The following is a 22,904-nucleotide window of genomic DNA, read 5'->3' as shown; positions in this document are numbered from 1 at the left end:
CCGCGCCCCTGAGCCGAGTGGATGAACCTTGCAGTTCCCCCGGATGTGGCGCCTAATCAGGTATCGCCGGCCAAAGGCTCGTCCGTAGGCGTCGGTGCCTGAGAGATGATTTGTGCTCCCGCCTCAATGGGAGTGCGCCTCATGGCCCCGCCATTCAGCAAGGAAACCCACGAACTTTTGGAGCGGGCGCAGCGAGCGATCGATGAGTCGATCCGGCTTCGCGAAGACAGCCAACGCGCGATCCGCCAAGCCGAAAGCTGGCAGTTCGAGCTTGAACTCCGCTTGAGCCGAGAGCGCACCGCGGCGAGTTGACGGCAGCACTGCTTATCAGCACTTCGGCGACAGCGCCGGCACGTTCGGCCATGGCCAGTTCTTCCAGCTCCCGTCCTCATCAACGCAGGCCGATGGCCCAAGGCCATTCGTCGGAGCACTCGTCGTCTTGACCGGCGTGGCGAGGTGCTGGTCGACATAGCTCGTCGAAACATATCCGGCGACGATGACGCCGAGCAGGACCGAAGACCCCTTGGCCAGATCGCTCAATTTCATCGGTCATCTCCATCCGCTTGCCGGCGCAACTTGCGGGCACAACGACTAGCTGACGTCCTGGGATCCCGACGTGACGGCCGTCACGCGTCCAGAATCAAGATCGCCAGAATCTAAGGTTGCCAAATCATCTTCAGCACCGGACGTCCCGAGGTCGGGTTCACCTCGTCGCCGGCATGCGCGAAGCCGTTGCGCTCGTAGAAGCGGATGGCGCGGCTGTTGTCCTTGTTGACAAGCAGTGTCACGCCCGCCGGTGACAGGCGCTTGGCCTCATCCACCAGCAGCCGCGCCGCGTCCGAGCCCCAGTGCGCGGGATCGACCACGAGCTGGTCGAGATAACCGTCGCCGTCGATGGTGACGAAGCCGGTCAGCGCGCCGTCCTGCTCCGCGACCACGATCGAAGCCTTCGGCACCAGCTCCTTGCGCCAGCGCTCGCGCCACCAGTCCAGGCGGGCCGCGAAGTCGATCTGCGGATAGGCCTGCTGCCAGGTGCGATGCCACAGGTCAATCGAGGCGGCCTCGTCCTCGGGACGGTAAGGGCGGAGGTGGAGGGCGCTCACTACCGCTCCGTCAGCTTCAGCTCGATGCGGCGGTTGCGCTTGTAGGCTTCCTCGGTGTTGGCCGTGTCGAGCGGCTGGAATTCGCCGAAGCCGGCGGCGACCAGGCGCTGGGCCGACACGCCGAGCGAGATCAGGTACTGCACCACGGAGATCGAGCGCGCGGCCGAGAGGTCCCAGTTCGACTTGAAGTTCGGACCGTTGACTGGGCGCACGTCGGTATGGCCGTCGACACGCAGCACCCAGGGGATCTCGTTCGGGATTTTCTTGTCGAGATCGATCAGCGCGGTTGCGAGCGTGTCGAGCTCGGCGCGGCCTTCGGGCAGCAGCACCGCCTGTCCGGTGTCGAAGAAAACTTCGGACTGGAATACGAAGCGATCGCCGACGATGCGGATGTCGGGGCGGTTGCCGAGGATGGCGCGCAGGCGGCCGAAGAATTCCGAGCGATAGCGCGACAATTCCTGCACGCGCTGCGCCAGGGCGACATTCAGGCGAGAGCCCAGGTCGGCGATGCGATTTTGCGATTCCTTGTCGCGCTTCTCGCTAACGTCGAGCGCCTCTTCCAGCGCGGCCAATTGCCGCCGCAGCGCGCTGATCTGCTGGTTCAGCACCTCGATCTGCGCCAGCGCCCGGGCCGAAACCGCCTTCTCGGAATCCAGCGCCTTGCCGAGCTCGGAGGACTTGCCTTGCGCATCGTTGCCGGCCGCGGCGAGCCCCTCATAGAGGCCCTTGATGCGGTCGCGCTCGCTCTCGGCCGAAGCGAGGCCGGCCTTCAGCGACGAGACCTGGTCGTCGAGCGTGAGCTTGCCGAGCTTCTCCAGCGACAGTAATTCGTTGAGCTGCGCGATCTTGGCGTTGAGCTGCTCCAGCGCCTTGTCCTTGCCGGTGACCTCCTGCGACAGGAAGAACTGCACGACCAGGAACACCGACAGCAGGAACACGATCGACAGCACCAGCGTCGACAGCGCGTCGACGAAGCCGGGCCAGTAGTTGAAGGAGGTATCGCCGCGGCGACCGCGCGCCAGTGCCATGTCGCTAACCCTTCTCGGGCTGACGCGCGATGCGCTCCAGCAGGCGCCGGATCTCGCGGTTCTGCTCGCCCTGGCCGTCGGCCCATTCGCGGATCATCTGCTGCTCGGTCCGCATATGCGAGACCAGCGCCTGGATGGCTTCGGCGAGGCTCGCCATCGCCGCGGTGGTGCCGCGGCTGCCGCTGCCTTCCTCGAGCACGGAGCGTAAGCGCTCGACGACGGCCTGAAGCTCGCCGCTGGCAATGCCACCGCCAGTGCCGGCAACAGCCACCTCGCCGCTGCCATATTCGCGCACGGTGGTGGCAAGCCAGTCTTCGAGGTCGGTGTAGAAACGGTTCTGCGCCTGGCTCGATTGCAGGTCGAGGAAGCCCAGGATCAGCGAGCCGGCGAGGCCGAACAGCGAGCTCGAGAACGAGATGCCCATGCCGCCGAGTGGGGCGGCCAGCCCCTCCTTCAGCGTGTCGAACAGGGCGCCGGAATCTCCGCCGACCTTGAGCCCGTCGATCACCTTGCCGACCGAGCCGACCGTTTCGATCAGGCCCCAGAAGGTGCCGAGCAGGCCGAGGAAGACCAGCAGCCCGGTCATGTAGCGGGAGATGTCGCGGGCCTCGTCGAGGCGGGTCGCGATCGAATCGAGCAGGTGCCGCATGGTGGTCTGGGTGATCGACATCCGCCCGGTGCGCTCGCCGCCGAGGATCATCGCCATCGGCGCCAGCAGCTTGGGGTGGCGGGCGGGCGCAAGGCCGGGATCGGCGATGCGGAAATTGTTGACCCAGGAGACTTCGGGATACAGCCGGATCACCTGGCGGAAGGCCAGGATGATGCCGATGAACAGCACGCCGCCGATCAGGGCATTGAGGCCGGGATTGGCGAAGAAGGCCTGGATGATCTGCTTATAGAGCACCACGCCCACCAGGGTGCAGAGCACCAGGAAGACCAGCATCCGCACCAGAAAGACGCTGGGCGAGGAAAGCTTGGTGTATTCGATGTCGAGGGAGGAGCGGGGCGAGGCGCCTGGCGGCATGGCCGGTATCATCCGTTAACTTGCTTGCGGGGCGCACTATGGCACAGCGCCAGCCCAAAAAAAGCGCCGGATGCGCCGATTTCGGGCAGAGCTGGGGAACCCAAAGCTGAAACCGGGCTTTGGTAAGGACGTACTTTGCAAATCGTCGGCATTCCACAGGTTCAAGTCGCACTTTTTCCCCTGGCGCCAAAACCCGCCGCCCAAGACGGAGTCGTCGCATGAGCGTCGTGTCCGCGATCATCGGGACTGCCGAACGGGTGCCGTTGCCTGATGTCGTGATCCGCGCGGCGATCCAGCGCCTGTGCTCGCGCACGGTGACGCGCCTGTCCGCGCTGGGCGGGGCGGACGATGCCGCCTTCGCCGGGCGGATGATGCTGCGGCCGATCGCCGAGGACGCGGATGCCGAGCACGACGAGGTGCCCGCTTCGTTCTTTGCGAAGGTGCTCGGTCCCAACCGCAAATACTCCTGCTGCTTCTACAAGACCGACGCGACCACCTTGCGGGAGGCCGAGGAGGAGGCGCAGCGCCAGACCGCCGAGCATGCCGCTCTCGCCGATGGTCAGACCATCCTCGAGCTCGGCTGCGGCTGGGGCTCGCTGTCGCTGTGGATGGCGCGGCAGTTTCCGCACGCCAAGGTGACGGCGGTGTCGAGCTCGCAGGCGCAGCGCGCCCATATCGAGGAAGAGGCGCGGCTGCGCGGTCTCCTCAACCTGCGGGTGATCTGCGCCGACATCAACGTGTTCGCGCCCGACGGGCAATTCGACCGCATCGTGTCGGTCGAGATGTTCGAGCACGTGATGAACTGGCGCAAGCTGATGACGCGCTTGCGATCATGGCTCGCGCCGGAGGGGCGGTTCTTCATGCACATCGTCGCCCATCGCTCCGGCTCTCACCTGTTCGACCGGGCCGATCGCGACGACTGGATCGCGCAGCGCGTCTCCACGGGCGGGCTGATGCCGAGCCATCACCTCGTCAGGCAATTCGACGATATTTTCACCGTCGAGAAGGAATGGTGCTGGAGCGGCACGCACTATCAGCGCACCGCCAACGACTGGCTCGCAAATTTCGACGCGCATCGCGACGCCGTCGAGGCGGCCTTACGCAACATCCATGGCGAGGAGACCGCCCAGCGAATGCGACGCTGGCGCTGGTTCTTTCTCGCGACCTCGGGCCTGTTCGGCTATGCCGACGGAACCGAGTGGGGCGTCAGCCACTACCGGATGAAGGCGGCGGGGTAATTGCGGTCTTCTGACGCAGCACGCGGTGATGGAACCGGACTCACAATCGGGTGAGACGCGAAAAACGCCGTGAACTCAGCACCCTAGGCCGTGTGACATTGGGCCGCCCGCAAGGTGCGTTGCGTCGCAGCACGTCCGCTCTATTTTGACCGCATCAGCCGCGTGCTATGGCCCAGAACGGGCCTCGCGCCGAGCGTGATCGGTTTCAACAATATCGGGGCACCCCATTTCATGTCAGGACTTCGCGCGCGATCGGCATGCGTTGCAATGATGCTCGCGGCCTTTACGCCGCTGTTGGCGGGCTGCGACGAATCCAGCTCCGCCATTTCAGCCGCCCAGCCCAACGACCCCGACGTCAGCATCGTCATCGTCAAGCCGCAGCCGCGTGCCGTGGTGCGCGAGCTGCCGGGCCGCATTGCGCCGACGCGCGTCTCCGACGTGCGGCCGCGCGTGTCCGGCATCGTGGTCGAGCGCCTGTTCCGGCAGGGCAGCGAGGTGAAGGCCGGCGATCCACTGTATCGGATCGATCCGCGTCCGTTCGAGGTCGAGGTGATGGCCAACGAGGCTGCGGTCGCCAAGGCCGAGGCCGCGTTGATGCAGTCCCAGCAGCAGGCGCGCCGCATCGCCACGCTCACCAGCCAGCGCGCCGCGCCCGAAGCCGAGAACGAGAAGGCGATCGCGGCCGAGCGCCAGGCCCATGCCGAGGTCGAGGGCCGCAAGGCCGATCTCGCGCGCGCAAAGCTCAATCTCGACTATGCCACCGTACGCGCGCCGATCGACGGCGTCGTCGGTGCCGCCCTGGTCAGCGAGGGCGCGCTCGCGGTTCAGAACGAGACCAATCTGGCCACCATTCAGCAGCTCGATCCGATCTACGCCGACTTCACCCAGTCGGTGAACGAGCTCAACCAGCTCCGCCGCGCCTTCGAGAGCGGTGACCTCGAGCGCATCGCGCCCGACGCCGCCAAGGTGCATCTCGTGCTCGACGACAACACCCTCTACTCGCTCGACGGCAAGTTGCTGTTTTCGGATGCCAAGGTCGACGCCAATACCGGTCAGGTGACCTTGCGTGGTGAGTTCCGCAATCCGAAGCGCGAGCTGCTGCCGGGCATGTATGTCCGCGTCCGCATCGACCAGGGTCTCGATAGCGATGCGATCGCCGTGCCGCAGCAGGCGATTCAGCGCAATGGCGGCGGCGGCAGCGAGGTGTTCGTCGTCAAGGACGACAATCGCATCTCGGTGCAGCCGGTGCGCACCGGTTCGGTGCAGGACGGCATCTGGTTCGTCACCGACGGCCTGAAGGCTGGCGACAAGGTCGTGGTCGAAGGCTTCCAGAAGTTCGCCGCCGGCGACAAGGTCAAGCCGCAATCCTGGTCGGAAGCGGATGCGACCGCCGACAACCGGCACGCCCAGAAGCTGATGCGGTAATAGACCATGGCGAGCTTCTTCATCGACAGGCCGATCTTCGCCTGGGTCGTCGCGCTGTTCATCTGTCTGGTCGGCGCAATTTCGATTCCGCTGTTGCCGATCGCGCAGTACCCGATCATCGCGCCGCCCTCGATCTCGATCTCGACCAGCTATCCCGGTGCCTCGCCCGAGAACCTCTACAACAGCGTCACGCGGCTGATCGAGGAGGAGCTCAACGGCGCCTCCGGCATCCTCAATTTCGAATCGACCAGCGACTCGCTCGGCCAGGTCGAGATCATCGCCAATTTCGTGCCGGGCACCGATACCAGCGCCGCCTCGGTCGAGGTGCAGAACCGCATCAAGCGCGTCGAGGCGCGGCTGCCGCGCGCGGTGATCCAGCAGGGCATTCTGATCGAGGAGGCCTCCAGCGCGGTGCTCCAGATCATCACGCTGAACTCGACCGACGGCAGCCTGGATGAAGTCGGCCTCGGCGACTTCATGATCCGGAACGTGCTCGGCGAGATCCGCCGCATCCCCGGCGTCGGACGCGCCACGCTGTATTCGACCGAACGCAGCCTGCGCGTCTGGGTCGATCCGGCAAAGCTGGTCGGCTATGGTCTGACCGCCGACGACGTCAACAAGGCCATTGCCGCGCAGAACGCGCAGGTCGCTTCCGGCAGCATCGGCGCCGAGCCGTCGACCTCGACCCAGCGCACCTCCGCGCTGGTGCTGGTCAAGGGCCAGCTCTCGTCCCCGGATGAATTCGGCACCATCATCCTGCGCGCCAATGCCGACGGCTCGACCGTGCGGCTGCGCGATGTCGCGCGGATCGAGGTCGGCGGCCTCAGCTACCAGTTCAACACCCGTCTCGATGGCAAGCCGACCGCCGGTCTTTCCGTGCTGATGTCGCCGACCGGCAATGCGCTGGCGACCGCGAGCGCCGTCGAAGAGAAGATGAAGGAGCTGTCTCGCTTCTTCCCGGCCAATATCGGCTACGAGATTCCATACAACATCACGCCCGTGGTCGAGGCCTCGATCAAGAAGGTGTTGTCGACGCTGGTCGAAGCCATCGTGCTGGTGTTCGTGGTGATGTTCCTGTTCCTGCAGAACATCCGCTACACCATCATTCCGACCATCGTGGTGCCGGTGGCGCTGCTGGGCGCCTGTACCACGCTGCTGCTCGCCGGCTATTCCATCAACATGCTCTCGATGTTCGGCATGGTGCTCGCCGTCGGCATCCTCGTCGACGATGCCATCGTCGTAGTCGAGAACGTCGAGCGCATCATGGCCGAGGAGGGCCTGCCGCCCAAGGAAGCGACCCGGAAAGCGATGTCGCAGATCACCGGCGCCATCATCGGTATCACGCTGGTCTTGATGGCCGTGTTCGTGCCGATGGCGTTCTTCCCGGGCTCGGTCGGCATCATCTACCGCCAGTTCTCCGTGACCATGGTCGCCGCGATCGGCTTCTCGGCCTTCCTCGCGCTGTCGCTGACGCCGGCACTGTGTGCGACGCTGCTCAAGCCCGTCGCGGCCGGTCATGGCCATGCCAAGAAGGGCGTGTTCGGCTGGTTCAACCGCATGCTCGACGGCAGCAAGGAGGGATATTCCCGCACCGTCGGCTTCTCGCTGAAGCGCACCGGCCGCTTGATGCTGGTCTATGTCGCGCTGCTCGCCGGCCTGTCCTGGGCCTTCGTCAATCTGCCCGGCGGCTTCCTGCCCGTCGACGACCAGGGCTTCGTCACCACCGACGTGCAGACGCCGTCGGACTCGTCCTACGGCCGGACCGAGGCGGTGATCGAGAAAGTGGAAAAATACCTGGCGCAGCGTCCGGGCGTCGACAACGTCACCTTCCTCACCGGCTTCAGCTTCTCCGGCCAGGGCATGAACACCGCGCAGGCCTTCATCACCCTGAAGGACTGGTCGGAACGCGGGCCGAAGGATTCTGCGGCCGCGATCGTCGCCGACATCAACCGCGATTTGTCGTCGTCGATCCGCGACGCAAAAATCTCCGCGCTGCAGCCGCCGCCGATCGACAATCTCGGCAACTCCTCGGGCTTCTCGTTCCGTCTCCAGGACCGCGGCCAGAAGGGTTATCCGGCCTTGATGCGCGCCGCCGATCAGTTGATCGCGGAGGCCAATGCGAGCGCTGTGCTTCAGAAGGTCTATGTCGAAGGCCTGCCCGAGGCCGGCGTGGTCAATCTCGTGATCGACCGCGAAAAGGCGGGCGCCTTCGGCGTCACCTTCGAGGACATCAACAATACGATCTCGACCAATCTCGGCTCGAACTACATCAACGACTTCCCGAACCGCGGCCGCATGCAGCGTGTCGTGGTGCAGGCCGATGCCCGCGACCGCATGCGGACCGAGGACATCCTCAACTACAACGTCAAGAACAGCCGCGGCCAGCTCGTGCCATTCTCGTCCTTTACCACCGTGGAATGGGCGCGCGGACCGACGCAGATCGCCGGCTTCAACTACTATCCGGCGGTGCGCATCTCCGGCGAGGCGAAACCCGGCTTCACTTCAGGCGATGCCATCGCCGAGATGGAACGGCTCGCCGGCAAGCTGCCGCGCGGCTTCGGCTATGAATGGACCGGACAGTCGCTCCAGGAGAAGCTGTCGGGCTCGCAGGCGCCGTTCCTGCTCGGGCTCTCGGTATTCGTGGTGTTCCTGTGCCTGGCCGCGCTCTACGAGAGCTGGACCATTCCGCTCGCGGTGCTGCTCACCGTGCCGCTCGGCATCGTCGGCGCCGTGGTCGCAGCGATGCTGCGCGGCCTGCCCAACGACGTCTATTTCACCGTCGGCCTGATCACCATCATTGGCCTTGCGGCCAAGGACGCGATCTTGATCATCGAGTTCGCCAAGGATCTTCGAAAAGAAGGCAAGCCGCTGGTGGACGCCACCATCGAGGCCTGCCGCCTGCGCTTCCGCCCGATCCTGATGACCGGCCTTGCCTTCATCTGCGGCGTGCTGCCGATGGCCATCGCCCATGGCGCCGGCGGCGCCAGCCAGCAGGCGCTCGGCAGTGTCGTGATGGGCGGCATGATCGCGGTAGTGATCCTGGCGCTGCTGATGGTGCCGGTGTTCTTCGTCTCGGTGCAGCGCGTGCTGGGCGGGGATCGGGAGAAGGCGGCGAAGCAGGGCGAGATGTACGGGCCGCCGGCGCCGGCCAAGCTGTAAGGTGAGGTGTCATGCCCCGCGCAGGCGGGGCATGCCGTACCCCGCGGCCTTTCCGTATCCGAGCGGCGTCTCTGGAATACTGGATCATCCGCCTTCGCGGATGATGACCGTCGGGTTTGCGCTGGTGAGAGTCGGCCATTGAACGCCGGATCGGTCGGCTTGATTTCTCGGAGGCCTCAATCCAGACTGCACCCCTGGATTGAAACATCGTATTCGCACCTTACTGCGAATGCGGAGATAGCCCGCCGATTGAGAGCATGTGATGCGTCCGACCGACATTGCGATCTCGAACTATCGCTCCATTCGGCGGCTCTCCATACCCATCCATCCCCTGTCGGTGTTCGTCGGCGAAAATGGAGTCGGCAAGTCCAATCTCTACAAGTCCTTGTCGCTGTTGCGCGACGCGGCGACCGGTCAGATCACCCGCACGATCGCCGATGAAGGCGGTTTGAATTCGGTCTGCTGGTCCGGCATACGCAAGCGAGGCGAAGACGGGCGGCTGCGGCTGTCGGCGACATTCGACGGCATGAGATATTCCATCGAGCTCGGATTTCCCAGCCCGCTTCAGGCGGCATTTTCCGGCGAGCCGATGATCAAGGCCGAAACGATCGAAACGACGCGCGGCAAACGCACGGTCAAGCTGATGGAGCGGATAAACTCGCTCATCAGCGTCCGCGGCGAGAGTGGCGCCTGGAACGCTCACAAGGATGCGGTGCTGCCGTCAGAGACCGCGCTTGCGGCTTTTTCCGATGGCAAGCAATGCCCGGAAATCGACCTGATCAGAAATGCAATGCTGGGCTGGCGATTCTATCATGACTTTCGCACTGATCCGGCGTCACCGATACGAAAGCCTTGTCTGGCGATCGCAACGCCCTCGCTCAGCGCCGATGGCATCGATCTGGCTGCCACCCTGGCGACCCTCTATGTCATTCGGGAAGACGCCAACGACCTGCAGGACGCGATCCAGGATGCATTCCCGGGTGCCGAACTCCGCGCATGGGAAGAAAATGGCAGGTGTGAATTCGATCTGCAATTGCCGGATATGCCGCGGCCGTTCAGGGCTCATGAACTATCCGACGGGACGCTGAAATACATCTGCCTGCTCGCGGTATTCATGGGCTATCGGCTGCCGCCGTTCATTGCGCTGAACGAACCCGAGACCAGCCTGCATCCGTCGCTGCTTGCGCCGCTGGCCCGGCTCATCGCCAAGGCATCGCGCCGCGCCGACATCTGGATTGTCACCCATTCGGAACAGTTGATGGACGCACTGCGAAGCGAGAGTTCGGTCCCGCTCCGCCGGGTGATCAAGTCGAAAGGCGCCACGGCGATCGAGGGCCTGACCATCGGCGGTGAATATCGCGACGACGAAGCCGACGAGGACGATGAGGACGACGATTCCTAACCGTCGTCGATCGAGCCGTCGTGCTGCTGCGGCCTACTTCCGCAAGATCTTCACCAGTTCCCCGTGCACGTATTCATTCCCGCACACGACATTGCCTGTCACCAGCGCGTCGCCCGGCGTATCGATGTCGGTGATCGTTCCGCCCGCTTCGCGCAGCATGATCAGGCCCGCCGCGATGTCCCAGGATTGCAAATTGCGCTCCCAGTAGCCGTCGAGGCGGCCGGCGGCGACGAAGGCCAAGTCGAGCGAGGCGGCGCCGAAGCGGCGCAGGCCGGCGACGCGCTCCTGCATCGCGGTCATCTCGCGACGGAATTCCTCGTGGTCGCCGCGGCCGATATGAGGCAGGCCGCAGGCCACCACGCATTCGTTGAGCTGACGGCGGCCGGCTACGCGCAGCCGCTGGTCGTTGAGGAAGGCGCCCTTGCCGCGCTCGGCGATGTAGAGCTCGTCATTGGCGGGATTGTAGATCACGCCGGCGATGATCGTGCCCTCGCGCGAAAGCCCGATCGAGATCGCGAATTGCGGGATGCCGTGCAGGAAGTTGGTGGTGCCGTCGAGCGGATCGACGATCCAGGTATGGCTCTTGTCGGAGCCCTCGCGTGTTCCGCCTTCCTCGCCGATGAAGCCGTAGCCGGGCCGCGCCTTGGCGAGGTCCTGGTAGAGGATCTCCTCGGCGCGCTTGTCGGCCAGCGAGACGAAATTCGCCGGTCCTTTCAGCGAGACCTGGAGATGCTCGATCTCGCCGAGATCGCGCTTGAGGCTGCGGCCGGCGCGGCGCGCGGCCTTGACCATGACGTTGATAGTTGCGGAATACAGCATGAGCTTCCGGTCTTGATCGGGGGAAATGGCGCGAAATCGCGCCTGTTTGAGGGATGGGGTGCCCTGCGGGGGCCTCAACGTCAAGTCATTTGGCCCCGAGCCATTTCCTGGCGGCGGCCTCGGCCTTGGCCCGGTCCTCGGCCGGCAAATCGGACAATTGCTTGTCCAGCTCCGGATCGCCCTTGCCGGAGGTCTTGGCCACCAGATGCCATTTGAAGCCCTCGACCTTGTCCACGGCCGTGCCCATGCCGTTGATCAGCACCCAGGCCAGCCGGTTCTGCGCGATCGCGCTGCCCTGGCGGGACGCCTTGCGGAGCAGGGCGACGGCCGCCGGCTGGTTCTTCGGCGTGCCTGTGCCGTTGAACAGCGCAATGGCGTATTCGACCTCGGCATCGACATTGTCGGTCAGCGTGGCGACCTGGAGCAGACGCACCGCCCGTTCCAAATCCTTCGGCACGCCAGTGCCTTCCTTGTAGAAGGTCGCGAGCGCGTATTGCGCCTCGGGCAGGCCGGCATCAGCCGCCTGGCGCAGCAGCTCGGCGGAGCGCTTGACGTCCTGCGGCAGGGTCTGGCCGTCGAGATAGAGCAGCGCGAGATTATAGGCCGCCTTGGGTTCGCCGAGCTTGGCGGCGGACGCCATCAGCTTGACCGCCTCATTTTTGTCGACCGGGCCGCCGCGGCCGGTCATCCTGAGCATGGCGAGCGCGAACATCGCTTCGCGGTCGCCGGCGTCGGAGGCGCGCTTGTACCATTGCAGCGCCTTGGTGTAGTCGCGTCGGATGCCCATGGCGTTGGAATAGAGCTCACCCAGCATGGTCATCGCTTTGGCATCGCCGGTTTCGGCACGGGCCGTGGCGAGTTCGAAGGCGGTCTTGTACTGGCCGCGCTGATAGGCGCCGTACACCAGATCGACGTTGGGGTTGTCGGTCGGCGGCGCCGGAATCACGGTCGCGGCCGGAGCAGGCTTTGGGGACGCGGAAGGTTTGGGGGAGGCTGAAGGTTTGGGTGCCGGCGGCGCTTCCTTCTTCTTGGTGATGGTGTGCGGCGTGGCCTTCGGCTTGTCTTTGGTTTTCTCGGCCGAAGCGCCCGGCGTTGCCACCGGCGGCGTGATCTGGAGCTGCGCGGCCGCGGGCGCCGTCAGCAGCAGCGTGGCCAGCATGATGATGCGCGGGAGCTTCATGTCGGGCGCTAGCCGTGCTCCTGGTCTGCAAGCGCAGTCGCATGAGCCTTCTTGATCGCAGCGTCGGCCTCGATCAGCGCAGCCTTGGGTCCGCGCGGATCGGCCCAGATGAAGTCGCCCACCAGCACGAAATCGGCGCCGCTGGCGGCGAATTCGTGGGCCTCCTCCAGCGAGATGGCAAAGCCGACGCAGGGCGGTTCGAACAGCTCGGCCCACCAGTCCAGCCGCTCAGCGATCGCTTGCGACGACGGCCGCTGGCCCTTTGCGTCGGGTTCGCCGAACAGCACGTAATCCGCGCCAATCTCGCCCGCATCCATGGAATGGTGCCGCGTTGTCAGCCCGCCAACGCCCGCGATGCGATCCGGCTTCAGCGATGGCAGCGCCTCTTTCAGCGCGGCGATGCCGGGCAGATGCGCGCCGTCGGCGCCGCCGCGTGCGACGAGCTCAGGATGGCCATCGACAAGCAGCGCCGCGCCCGCTTTCTGAGCCGGCGGCGCCAAGGCCTTGATCCGCGAGATCATGGTGCGCTGATCGGTCTGCTTCAGCCGCAGCAGCACGGCCGCGACATCGGCGGCGGCGAGCAGGCCGGGCAGCTCGGCCAGGAGCGAAGCGGGATCGTCGACGACAGGCGTCGCGAGATAAAGGCGCGGCGCCGGGCGCGGCGGAGGAGATTTGTTCGACAAGATCTAGGCCGCTTTCTGTTCCAGGCTGCTTTGCCATTCGCCTTTGCAGGCGAGGCCGTTCATGCGCGCGCGGTGACTGAATGCGCTTTGTCCGGCCGCGACGTTCTCGGCCTTGCCCGACCAGGCCTTCTGCGGCGCGGCCTGGAGTGCGCGACCATAGGAGAAGGTCAGGCCCCAGGGCAGCGGGCCGAGCTTGTGCATGGCGTTGAGATGCGCCGTTGCCTCTTCATCCGACTGGCCGCCGGAGAGGAAGGCGATGCCGGGCACCACCGCGGGCACGCATGCCTTGAGCAGCCATATCGTCTTCTCCGCAACCTCCTCGACGGAAGCCTGCTTCGCGCACTTCTTGCCGGAGATGGCCATGTTCGGCTTCAGCACCATGCCCTCGAGCGCGACGCGCTGCACGCGCAATTCCTGAAACGTCTTGTTGAGCACACGGCTCGTCACCTCATAGCAGCGATCGATGTCGTGATCGCCGTCCATCAACACTTCGGGTTCGACGATCGGCACGATCTGCGCGGCCTGGCACAGCGCTGCGTAGCGCGCCAGCGCGTGGGCGTTGACGCTGATCGCAGTCATGGAAGGGATGCCACTGCCGATGTCGATCACCGCGCGCCATTTGGCGAAGCGTGCGCCGCGCTCGTGATATTTCTTCAGCCGTTCGGCGAGCTTGTCGAGCCCGACGGTGACGAGCTCGCCCGGACACATCGGCAGGGCTTGGGTGCCTTCGTCGACCTTGATCCCGGGGATGGCGCCGCTGCTCTCGATCAGCTTGACCAGGGGCGTGCCGTCCTTCGCGTTCTGCCAGATCGTCTCGTCATAGAGGATGACGCCGGAGATGTAGCGGCTCATGGCTTCGTTCGAGCGGAACAGCATCTCGCGATAGTCGCGGCGGTTCTCTTCGGTCGATTCCACGCCGATCGCGTCGAAACGCTTCTTGATGGTGCCGGAGGATTCGTCGGCGGCAAGGATGCCCTTGCCGGGCGCGACCAGGGCGGTCGCGATCCTGTTCAGCTCAGTCAGATTCATCGAGATGTCCTCCCAAAACGATTCTGCCCTTGCCGGTGAAAATAGACCGTTCTCGGGCAAATGCCGAGTTAACGTTCGTCGCAGGGTAAGGGCTGGGGCAGCGTTGGGCCGGCCGGGCGACTCTTCACCTCGCCCCGCTTGCGGGGAGAGGTCGGATCGCCCTTGCGATCCGGGTGAGGGGGGTACAGGTCCCCCAGTCATCTCATCTGCCGAGAGAGCCCCTCACCCCAACCCTCTCCCCGCGAAGGGCGGGGAGAGGGGAAGGATAGAGCAGCTTACGCCACCTTCGGGGCGAGCTCGCCCTTGGCGTAGCGCTTGGCCATCTCGGCCGTGGTCAGCACCTTCTTGATCTTGGAGGCTTGGCCCGCGGTATTGAATTCCTGGAGCCGCTGCTTGCACAGCCTGGTCATCGCTTCCATCGCGGGCTTCAGGTACTTGCGCGGATCGAACTCTTCGGGATTGTCCTTGAGCACTTTCCGGATCTGGCCGGTCATCGCCATGCGGTTGTCGGTGTCGATGTTGATCTTGCGCACGCCGTTCTTGATGCCGCGCTGGATCTCGGCAACAGGCACGCCCCAGGTCGGCTTCATCTTGCCGCCATAGGCGTTGATGATGTCCTGGAGGTCCTGCGGCACCGAGGAGGAGCCGTGCATGACGAGATGCACGTTCGGCAGCTTGCGGTGGATCTCCTCGATCACGTTCATGGCGAGGATGTCGCCGTCGGGTTTGCGGGTGAATTTGTAGGCACCGTGAGACGTCCCCATCGCGATCGCGAGCGCGTCGACCTGGGTCTCCTGGACGAACTTCACGGCTTCATCCGGATTGGTCAGGAGTTGGTCGTGGCTGAGCTTGCCCTCGGCGCCGTGGCCGTCTTCCTTGTCGCCCATGCCGGTCTCGAGCGAGCCGAGCACGCCAAGCTCGCCCTCGACCGAGATGCCGCCGAGATGGGCCATGTCGGTTACGGTCTTGGTGACGCCGACATTGTAGCCCCAGTCACCGGGGGTCTTGCCGTCGGCCTTGAGCGAGCCGTCCATCATCACCGAGGTGAAGCCGGCCTGGATCGCGGTCATGCAGGTGGCCGGCTCGTTGCCGTGGTCGAGATGCACGCAGACCGGGATGTGCGGGTAGATCTCGGTCACCGCGTCCATCATGTGCTTGAGCATGACGTCGTTGGCGTAGGAGCGCGCACCGCGCGAGGCCTGGATGATGACGGGCGCGTCGACCTGGTTGGCCGCGTCCATGATCGCCAGCGCCTGCTCCATGTTGTTGATGTTGAAGGCCGGGACGCCGTAATCGTTCTCCGCCGCATGGTCGAGCAATTGACGCAACGTGATCCGAGCCATCTGTGTTTTTCTCCCGTTTGGGCCTGCAAGGCCACTGCTTGAAGGCGGCTGACGACTTGCCGACCGATTACTTGGTGCGCAGAACTTCGACGCCGGGCAGGGGCTTGCCTTCCATCCATTCAAGAAATGCGCCACCGGCGGTCGAGACATAGGTGAACTGACCGGCCACATGGGCCTGGTTGAGGGCTGCCACGGTGTCGCCGCCGCCCGCAATCGAGACCAGCTTCTTGGCCTTGGTGCGCTCGGCGGCATGCTTGGCGGCGGACATCGTGCCGCGGTCGAACGGCTGCATCTCGAACGCACCAAGCGGTCCGTTCCAGACCAGCGTCGCCGCATCGTCGATGGCGGCATGGACACGTGCGATCGACTGCGGACCGACGTCGAGGATCATGCCGTCGGCCGGGATCGCGTCGAGGCCATAGGCGTGCGACGGCGCGTTGGCCGCGAAATGATAGGCGACGGTAGCGTCGACCGGCAGGATGATGGCGCAGTTGGCGGCTTCGGCCTTTTCCATGATGCGCAACGCGGTCGCGGCGAGATCCTTCTCGGCCAGCGACTTGCCGATGCCGACGCCTTGGGCGTGCAGGAAGGTGTTGGCCATGCCGCCGCCGATCACGAGCGCGTCGACCTTAGTCACGAGGTTTTCGAGCAGGTCGATCTTGGTCGAGACCTTGGCGCCGCCGATGATAGCGATGACAGGCTTGGTCGGTGAGCCCAGCGCCTTCTCCAGCGCGACCAATTCGGCCTGCATGGTGCGGCCGGCATAGGCGGGCAGCTTGTGGCCGAGGCCTTCGGTCGAGGCGTGGGCGCGGTGCGCGGCCGAGAACGCGTCATTGACCCAGATGTCGCCGAGTTTTGCGAGCTCCGCGACAAAGGCCGGATCGTTCTTCTCTTCCTCTTTGTGGAAGCGGGTGTTTTCGAGACAGAGGATGTCACCGTCCTTCAAGCCGGCAACGGCCTTGACCGCGGGCTCGCCGATGCAGTCGTCGGCGAAGGCGACGGTCTTCTTCACGACCTTCGACAGCGCCTCGGCCACGGGCTTGAGCGAGTCCTTGGCATCGCGCCCTTTCGGCCGGCCGAAATGCGCGAGCAGGATGACCTTGCCGCCCTTGTCGGAGATTTCGGTGATGGTCGGCGCGACGCGCTCGAGCCGGGTCGCGTCGCTGACGCGGCCGTTCTCCATGGGCACGTTGAGGTCAACACGCAGCAGCACGCGCTTGCCCTTCACATCGACGTCGTCGAGGGTACGGAATTTGTTCGTCATCGGAGGCCCTTGTCCCGGGCGCACTGCGGCGCGTAGTGCCGCCGTGCAGAACCGGGACCCAAATTGCGGCGAGTCCCGCGGTTAGTTAAACGGGCCCCGGCTCTGCGACGCAGCGCTTCACGCTACGTCGCGTCCGGGACACGAGAGCGGAGTTAGATCACCTTCGACATCGCGACGGCGGTATCCGCCATACGATTCGAGAAGCCCCACTCGTTGTCGTACCAGGACATCACGCGCACCAGCGTGCCGTTCTGCACCTTGGTCTGGTCCATGTGGAATGTCGAGGAGTGCGGGTCGTGGTTGAAGTCGATCGAGACGTTCGGCGCGGTGGTGTAGCCGAGAATGCCCTTGAGCTGCTGCTCGGAGGCACGCTTCATCGCCTCGTTGATTTCCTTCGGATCGGTGGCGCGCTTGGCCACGATCTTGAGATCGACGACCGAGACGTTCGGGGTCGGCACGCGGATCGCGACGCCGTCGAGCTTGCCCTTCAGTTCCGGCAGCACGAGGCCGATCGCCTTGGCGGCGCCGGTCGAGGTCGGGATCATCGACATCGCAGCCGCGCGGCCGCGATAGAGATCCTTGTGCATGGTGTCGAGAGTCGGCTGGTCGCCGGTATAGGCGTGGATCGTGGTCATGAAGCCGGTCTCGATGCCGACGAGGTCGTTCAGCACCTTGGCGATCGGCGCAAGACAGTTGGTGGTGCAGGAGCCGTTGGAGACGACCAGATGTTCCCGGGTCAGCGTGTCGTGGTTGACGCCGTAGACGATGGTGGCGTCGGCGCCGTCGGCGGGCGCAGAAACGAGAACGCGCTTGGCGCCGGCAGTCAGATGCGCGGAGGCCTTGTCCTTCGAGGTGAAGATGCCGGTGCATTCCATCGCGATGTCGATGCCGAGATCTTTCCAGGGCAGCTTCGAGGGATCGCGCTCGGCGGTCACCTTGATCTTGTTGCCGCCGAGGCTGATCGTGTCGCCATCGACGGTCACGGTGCCGGGGAAGCGGCCATGGACGCTGTCGAAGCGAAGCAGATGGGCGTTGGTCTCGACCGGGCCGAGGTCGTTGATGCCGACGACCTCGATGTCCTTGCGGCCGGACTCGGCGATGGCCCGCAGGATGTTGCGGCCGATACGGCCAAAACCGTTGATTCCGACGCGGACTACCATGTTTCGTCTCCTTCAATGACCGTTGTCATCCCGCACAACGCGCTAGCGCGCCTGCGAGGGTTTTTTTAGGGCGGACGCCCGGTTCGGCCGGGCGGGGCTTGATCATATGGGAAGTTAGGTAGTCCTTTTTTTCGGCAATCTCAACTCTCAGGAAACGCGTTTCAGAACGGCGTTAACCGCGGCCTCGGCGGTAATGCCAAAGTGCTGGAATACCTTGTTGAGAGGGGCGCTGGCGCCGAAGGAGTGCATGCCGATGAACTCGCCATCCTGGCCGATCACGGCGTCCCAGCCCCAGCGCACGGCGGCCTCGATCGCGACCTTGATGGGGGCATTGCCGATGATCTCGTCGCGGCGCTCCTTTGGTTGCGCTAGCAGGAGCTCGAGCGAGGGAACCGAAACCACCCGGGTCGGAATGCCGCGCTCGGCGAGCTGCTTCTGCGCAGCCACCGCCATCTCCACTTCGGAGCCCGAGGCAAACAGCGTCGCCTTGGCTTCGCCCTGGGCGGCCACCAGCTCGTAGGCACCAAACCGGCAGGGGCTCTCGTTCGGTGCGGTGGTGCGCAGTTGCGGCAGGTTCTGCCGGGTCAGCGCCAGCACCGTCGGGCCGTCGATGCGGTTGAGCGCGAGCTCCCAGCACTCGGCAACCTCGATGGAATCGCACGGACGGAACACGCGCATGTTGGGAATGGCGCGAAGTGCTGAGAGATGCTCGACCGGCTGGTGGGTCGGGCCGTCTTCGCCGAGGCCGATGGAATCGTGGGTCATGACATAAACGACCCCGGTCCCCATCAATGCGGCGAGCCGCATCGCGGGCCGCGCATAATCGGTGAACACCAGGAAGGTCGCGCCGTTCGGCGCAAAACCACCGTGCAGGAAGATGCCGTTCATCGCCGCGCACATGCCGTGCTCGCGGATGCCGTAATGGATGAAGCGGCCCTTCGGCGTCTTGGCCGAGAACGCGGTTGCGGACTTCGCCTTGTTGTTGTTGGAGCCGGTGAGGTCGGCCGAGCCCGCCAGAAATTCCATCGGCATCGCGCCGGCAATCACTTCGATCACGGCTTCGGAGGATTTGCGGGTCGCCGCATTCATCGGCTTTTCCAGCAGCTCCTTCTTGTAGGCGCGCACCGCCTTCGCGAGCGCGGCCGGGCGCTCGTGGCGCAGGCGACGCTCGAACTCGGCGCGCTTGCGGCTGCCGAGTTCACCGAGCCTTGCTTCCCATTCCTGTCGTGCCGCCGCGCCGCGGCTGCCGGCCGCGCGCCAGGCCTTGAGCACGTCGTCGGGCACCGAGAACGGCTCCAGCGAAATGCCGAGATTTTCCTTGGCGGCCTTGAGCTCGTCGGCGCCGAGCGCTTCGCCGTGCACCTTGTTGGTGCCGGCCTTATGCGGGGCGCCGAAGCCGATGGTGGTGCGGCAGGCGATCAGCGTCGGCTTGTTTGATTTCTGCGCGCGCGTGATCGCGGCGGCGATTGCGGCCTGGTCGTGGCCGTCGATCTTTTCGGCGGCCCAGCCCGCCGACTTGAACCGCTTCACCTGGTCGACGGAGTCGGAAAGCGAGGTCGGGCCGTCGATCGAAATGCCGTTGTCGTCATAGAGCACGATCAGCTTGTTGAGCTTCCAGTGCCCGGCCAACGCGATCGCTTCCTGCGACACGCCTTCCATCAAATCGCCGTCGGAAGCGATCACATAGGTATGGTGATCGACAATCTTCTTGCCGAACTCGGCGGCGAGCATCTTCTCGGCGAGCGCCATGCCGACGGCGGTGGAAATGCCCTGGCCGAGCGGACCGGTGGTGGTCTCGATGCCCTTGGTGTGGCCGTGCTCGGGATGTCCGGGTGTCAGCGATCCCAACTGGCGAAAGTTCTTGAGCTGGTCGATCGTCATCTCGGGGCTGCCGATCAGATACAGCAGCGAATAGATCAGCATCGAGCCGTGCCCGGCCGAAAGCACGAAGCGGTCGCGGTCCGGCCAGTCCAGCGCGGCGACGTCGAATTTCAGGAATTGGGTGAACAGTACGGTCGCCATGTCGGCGGCGCCCATCGGCAGGCCCGGATGACCCGATTTCGCCTTCTCGACGCCGTCCATGGCAAGGCCGCGGATCGCATTGGCCATACGGTTGTGATCGACCTGCGTCATGTCTGAAAATCCGTCTGAAATGAGGCGCTTGTGGCTGGATTTGGCCGCGCCGGAAGGAGCCTTTCGGCCGCTGGGGTCGCGGCTGGGATAGCATCTCGGTTCCGACAGGCCAAGGCAATCAAACGCCGGTTTGGCCGCAAAAGTTGCTTAGCAGTGCATAGGTTTCGCGGCGGCGTTGCGATTCCCTAGCTTGCCACGTAAATTTCTGCTTCTAACCGCTTGCCGAACCGAGTCTTTTGCCGGACGGCAAGCCCCAGGAAAAGCCCAAAGGAAAACCCCAAGGGCAAGGCCACAGGTTCCGCCGCTGACTGCATGAACGATCGCGTATCCAACAGCTCTGCCATGACCGAGTCCTCGGCCGTCGAGATCGAGATCGCGACCCGCAGGCTCATGGCGGCGCTCGACTCGCTCGAAAGCGCGGTGGAGCGGCGGCGCGATGCCGATCGCGACGAGAACGAGCTCGCGGCGCGGATTCAGGCGCTCGGCGCGGACCGCTCGCGGCTTGCCGATGAGCTCGACGGCGCGCTGGTGAAGGCGCGCAAGCTCGAGCGCTCCAGCCGCGAGATATCCGATCGGCTGGATTCCGCGATCGTCACGATACGCTCGGTGCTCGATACCGGAGAGGACGGATGAGCCACATCAACGTCACCATCAACGGCCGGCAATACCGCATGGCCTGCGAGGAGGGCCAGGAGGTGCGGCTGCTCAAGCTCGCTGAAAGCCTGGAGACGCGGATCCAGTCGCTGCGCGGAAAGTTCGGCGAGATCGGTGATGCCAGGCTCACCGTGATGGCAGCGCTGACCGTCTGCGACGAACTGGTCGATGCCGGCAACCGCATCCGGACCATGGAGCAGGAGCTGACCGAATTGCGGGATTTCCGCAACGCCGCCGTCGAGCGCGCCCGGTTGACCCAGACCGCGGTCGTGAACGCACTGAACTCTGCCGCCGAGCGCATCGAGAAGTCGACCCAGGTCCTGAACCGGACCGTCGGCAACGGGATCGCCATCGGCTGATCGTTCACCGGGCTGGCGATTCGTCAGCATCGTTGTTACATTGCCCGAGCGGGGCTGCGACGCGCGTCAGGAGCCATTATCCCCGGGGCCTTATCGATCCTTTAGGGAACTGTCCCTGGCCGAGCCCGTGGGCTCGGACATATGGTGCCCACCTACTTTCGTAGGGAACTCCGGGATCGAGTGCTTCAACGGCGTTCGCGGCTTCGCACTTTTGTCTTTCTTCTTCTGGTTCGTACCCGTCGAAATTGCGTCCCCGACACGCTCGCGGTTCAGTCTCGGTGTCATGCCCCGGCTTGACCGGGGCATCCAGTACGCCGCGGCGTTGAGGTTCTAGCAGTGGCGTTTGTGGATACTGGATCGCCCGCCTTCGCGGGTGATGACAGCGGGACTAGTTCTGCCTCGGGGGAACACGCGCATGTCGAATTCAAAAGCCGAACTCCGTGCCAAAGCCCTCGCGGCGCGCGATGCGCTGAGCGAAAAGAAACGCATCGCCGCCGCCGCCAAGCTCGCCAAGCGCGGGCTGCCGTTCCAGCTTCTGCCTGGCAGCATCGTATCGGGCTATTCGCCGATCCGCAGCGAGATCGATCCGATACCGCTGCTGAAGAAGCTCGCCGAGCAGGGCGCCAGGCTTGCGCTGCCTTGCGTCACTGCGCGCGGCCAGGCGCTGATCTTCCGCATCTTCCATCCGAACGATCGCCTGATGCTCGGCCCGCTCGGCATTCCCGAGCCGTCGCCTGGGGCCGCTGAAGTCATTCCCGACATCATGCTGACGCCGCTCGCTGCCTTCGATCGTCTCGGCCATCGCATCGGCTATGGCGCGGGGCACTACGACCACACCTTCGCGCATCTGCGAAAAACCAAGACCATCGTCGGCATCGGGCTCGCTTTTGCAGCGCAGGAGATCAAGGCGGTTCCGGCACTAGCCCACGACGTGGCGCTGGATTATGTGCTAACGGAATCGGACGTATTCGATTTCCGGAGTTCTGAAGTTGCGCATTCTCTTCGTGGGTGATGTCGTCGGCCGTGCCGGGCGCAATGCCATCGCCGAATATCTGCCCGGCATGGTCAAAGACTGGTCGCTCGATTTCGTCGTCGTCAACGGCGAGAATTCCGCCGGCGGCTTCGGCATCACGGAAGCGATCTATCAGGAGTTTCTCGACGCCGGCGCCGACGCGGTGACGCTCGGCAATCACTCCTGGGACCAGCGCGAAGCCCTGGTGTTCATCGAGCGCGCGGAGCGCCTGGTGCGGCCGGCGAACTATCCGCGCGGGACGCCCGGCCGTGGCGCCGCGTTGGTCGAGACCAAGAACGGCAAGCACGCGCTCGTCGTCAACGCTTTGGGCCGCGTCTTCATGACCCCGTTCGACGATCCCTTCGCGGCCCTCGAGCGCGAGCTCGGCGCCTGCCCGCTCGGCATTGCCGCGGACGCCATCGTCGTCGACTTCCATTGCGAGGCGACCAGCGAGAAGCAGGGCATCGGCTTCTTCTGCGACGGCCGCGCCAGCCTGGTCGTCGGCACCCACACCCATGTGCCGACCGCCGACCACCAGATCCTGTCGGGCGGCACCGCCTACATGACCGATGCCGGCATGACCGGCGACTACGATTCCATCATCGGCATGCAGAAGGAGGAGCCGTTGCGCAGGTTCACCTCCGGGATCCCCTCAGGCCGCTTCGAGCCGGCAGCGGGCGCTGCGACGCTCAGCGGCGTTGCGGTCGAGACGGATGACGAGACGGGGCTTGCGCTCCGTATTGCGCCGGTGCGCGCCGGCGGCAGGCTGGAGCCGACGACGCCGAAATTCTGGCTGAGCTGAATTGCAGCGGCAGATCCCGCTGCACCTTCTCCCCTTGTGGGAGAAGGTGGCGCGAAGCGCCGGATGAGGGGTCGCTTCCGCGAATTC

Annotated in this window: 22 protein-coding genes and 1 other RNA gene; 10 read left to right on the top strand and 13 right to left on the bottom strand. The window is 64.9% G+C overall.

All coding sequences use genetic code 11. The features are described from left to right. The first annotated feature begins 141 nt into the window (after positions 1-141). Positions 142-312 carry a hypothetical protein gene (locus RX329_RS38520; RefSeq protein ID WP_157642917.1) on the top strand — a complete coding sequence of 57 codons (171 nt, stop codon included), beginning with the start codon at positions 142-144 and terminating at the stop codon, positions 310-312. A gap of 15 nt (positions 313-327) precedes the next feature. On the opposite strand, the gene RX329_RS38515 is transcribed toward RX329_RS38520, so the two are convergent. The 4 genes from RX329_RS38515 to RX329_RS38500 form a co-directional block, all read right to left on the bottom strand. Next, the gene (locus tag RX329_RS38515; RefSeq protein ID WP_018454617.1) at positions 328-546 is read right to left on the bottom strand and encodes a hypothetical protein; all 219 of its coding nucleotides are present in this window, start codon (positions 544-546) and stop codon (positions 328-330) included. Positions 547-656: 110 nt separating this feature from the next. Further along, positions 657-1,103 (bottom strand): GNAT family N-acetyltransferase, encoded by a 447-nt coding sequence (locus tag RX329_RS38510; protein WP_085361610.1) that lies wholly within the window; start codon positions 1,101-1,103, stop codon positions 657-659. Continuing rightward, positions 1,103-2,131 carry a peptidoglycan -binding protein gene (locus tag RX329_RS38505; protein ID WP_085361609.1) on the bottom strand — a complete coding sequence of 343 codons (1,029 nt, stop codon included), beginning with the start codon at positions 2,129-2,131 and terminating at the stop codon, positions 1,103-1,105. Before RX329_RS38505 ends, RX329_RS38510 begins: the two co-directional genes overlap by 1 nt. 4 nt (positions 2,132-2,135) lie before the next feature. Then, entirely contained in the window at positions 2,136-3,155 is a 1,020-nt protein-coding gene (locus RX329_RS38500; protein WP_018454614.1) for a flagellar motor protein MotA, read from the bottom strand. Between the two features lie 218 nt (positions 3,156-3,373). On the opposite strand from RX329_RS38500, the gene RX329_RS38495 reads away from it, so the two are divergent. From RX329_RS38495 to RX329_RS38480, 4 genes are all read left to right on the top strand, one after another. Next, positions 3,374-4,393: an SAM-dependent methyltransferase gene (locus RX329_RS38495; RefSeq protein WP_085385084.1), complete on the top strand. Its 1,020-nt coding sequence runs from the start codon at positions 3,374-3,376 to the stop codon at positions 4,391-4,393. Positions 4,394-4,624: 231 nt separating this feature from the next. After that, positions 4,625-5,818, top strand: a complete 1,194-nt coding sequence (locus tag RX329_RS38490) for an efflux RND transporter periplasmic adaptor subunit (RefSeq protein WP_085351844.1) — start codon at positions 4,625-4,627, stop codon at positions 5,816-5,818. A gap of 6 nt (positions 5,819-5,824) precedes the next feature. Then, entirely contained in the window at positions 5,825-8,977 is a 3,153-nt protein-coding gene (locus RX329_RS38485; protein WP_085361606.1) for an efflux RND transporter permease subunit, read from the top strand. A 262-nt stretch (positions 8,978-9,239) separates the two neighbouring features. Next, positions 9,240-10,379 (top strand): AAA family ATPase, encoded by a 1,140-nt coding sequence (locus tag RX329_RS38480; RefSeq protein ID WP_085361605.1) that lies wholly within the window; start codon positions 9,240-9,242, stop codon positions 10,377-10,379. 33 nt (positions 10,380-10,412) lie between these two features. On the opposite strand, the gene RX329_RS38475 is transcribed toward RX329_RS38480, so the two are convergent. From RX329_RS38475 to RX329_RS38435, 9 genes are all read right to left on the bottom strand, one after another. After that, positions 10,413-11,198 (bottom strand): inositol monophosphatase family protein, encoded by a 786-nt coding sequence (locus RX329_RS38475; RefSeq protein WP_018454609.1) that lies wholly within the window; start codon positions 11,196-11,198, stop codon positions 10,413-10,415. An 85-nt stretch (positions 11,199-11,283) separates the two neighbouring features. Next, entirely contained in the window at positions 11,284-12,378 is a 1,095-nt protein-coding gene (locus tag RX329_RS38470) for a tetratricopeptide repeat protein (protein ID WP_018454608.1), read from the bottom strand. An 8-nt stretch (positions 12,379-12,386) separates the two neighbouring features. After that, positions 12,387-13,061 carry a thiamine phosphate synthase gene (locus RX329_RS38465; RefSeq protein ID WP_018454607.1) on the bottom strand — a complete coding sequence of 225 codons (675 nt, stop codon included), beginning with the start codon at positions 13,059-13,061 and terminating at the stop codon, positions 12,387-12,389. Positions 13,062-13,064: 3 nt separating this feature from the next. Further along, complete coding sequence (locus tag RX329_RS38460; RefSeq protein ID WP_085361604.1) at positions 13,065-14,090, bottom strand: class I fructose-bisphosphate aldolase; 1,026 nt, start codon at positions 14,088-14,090, stop codon at positions 13,065-13,067. Between the two features lie 275 nt (positions 14,091-14,365). Continuing rightward, positions 14,366-15,433: a class II fructose-bisphosphate aldolase gene (fba, locus tag RX329_RS38455; protein WP_085361603.1), complete on the bottom strand. Its 1,068-nt coding sequence runs from the start codon at positions 15,431-15,433 to the stop codon at positions 14,366-14,368. A gap of 67 nt (positions 15,434-15,500) precedes the next feature. Then, entirely contained in the window at positions 15,501-16,697 is a 1,197-nt protein-coding gene (locus RX329_RS38450; RefSeq protein ID WP_085361602.1) for a phosphoglycerate kinase, read from the bottom strand. 152 nt (positions 16,698-16,849) lie between these two features. Then, the gene (gene gap, locus RX329_RS38445; RefSeq protein ID WP_085361601.1) at positions 16,850-17,857 is read right to left on the bottom strand and encodes a type I glyceraldehyde-3-phosphate dehydrogenase; all 1,008 of its coding nucleotides are present in this window, start codon (positions 17,855-17,857) and stop codon (positions 16,850-16,852) included. A gap of 147 nt (positions 17,858-18,004) precedes the next feature. Continuing rightward, positions 18,005-19,990, bottom strand: a complete 1,986-nt coding sequence (gene tkt / locus RX329_RS38440) for a transketolase (protein WP_085351770.1) — start codon at positions 19,988-19,990, stop codon at positions 18,005-18,007. A gap of 185 nt (positions 19,991-20,175) precedes the next feature. Further along, positions 20,176-20,334: a hypothetical protein gene (locus RX329_RS38435; RefSeq protein ID WP_158091727.1), complete on the bottom strand. Its 159-nt coding sequence runs from the start codon at positions 20,332-20,334 to the stop codon at positions 20,176-20,178. Between RX329_RS38435 and RX329_RS38430 the strand changes: the two genes are divergently transcribed. From RX329_RS38430 to RX329_RS38410, 5 genes are all read left to right on the top strand, one after another. Further along, positions 20,303-20,623, top strand: a complete 321-nt coding sequence (locus tag RX329_RS38430) for a DUF4164 domain-containing protein (RefSeq protein WP_026232773.1) — start codon at positions 20,303-20,305, stop codon at positions 20,621-20,623. The two genes, RX329_RS38435 and RX329_RS38430, sit on opposite strands and share 32 nt — an antisense overlap. After that, on the top strand, positions 20,620-21,003 hold the full coding sequence (locus RX329_RS38425) for a cell division protein ZapA (protein ID WP_007599950.1): 384 nt from the start codon (positions 20,620-20,622) through the stop codon (positions 21,001-21,003). Before RX329_RS38430 ends, RX329_RS38425 begins: the two co-directional genes overlap by 4 nt. A 48-nt stretch (positions 21,004-21,051) precedes the next feature. Further along, positions 21,052-21,211: non-coding RNA, 6S RNA (gene ssrS, locus RX329_RS38420), on the top strand. A gap of 207 nt (positions 21,212-21,418) precedes the next feature. Continuing rightward, on the top strand, positions 21,419-22,015 hold the full coding sequence (locus RX329_RS38415; RefSeq protein ID WP_085361600.1) for a 5-formyltetrahydrofolate cyclo-ligase: 597 nt from the start codon (positions 21,419-21,421) through the stop codon (positions 22,013-22,015). Beyond that, entirely contained in the window at positions 21,993-22,817 is an 825-nt protein-coding gene (locus tag RX329_RS38410; protein ID WP_085385086.1) for a TIGR00282 family metallophosphoesterase, read from the top strand. The genes RX329_RS38415 and RX329_RS38410 overlap by 23 nt, the downstream gene beginning before the upstream one ends. The last annotated feature ends 87 nt before the right edge of the window (positions 22,818-22,904 follow it).

The sequence above is a fragment of the Bradyrhizobium sp. BWC-3-1 genome, assembly GCF_032917965.1.
Taxonomy (GTDB): Bacteria; Pseudomonadota; Alphaproteobacteria; order Rhizobiales; family Xanthobacteraceae; genus Bradyrhizobium; species Bradyrhizobium canariense_D.
This window is presented reverse-complemented; position numbering and strand designations above follow the sequence as displayed.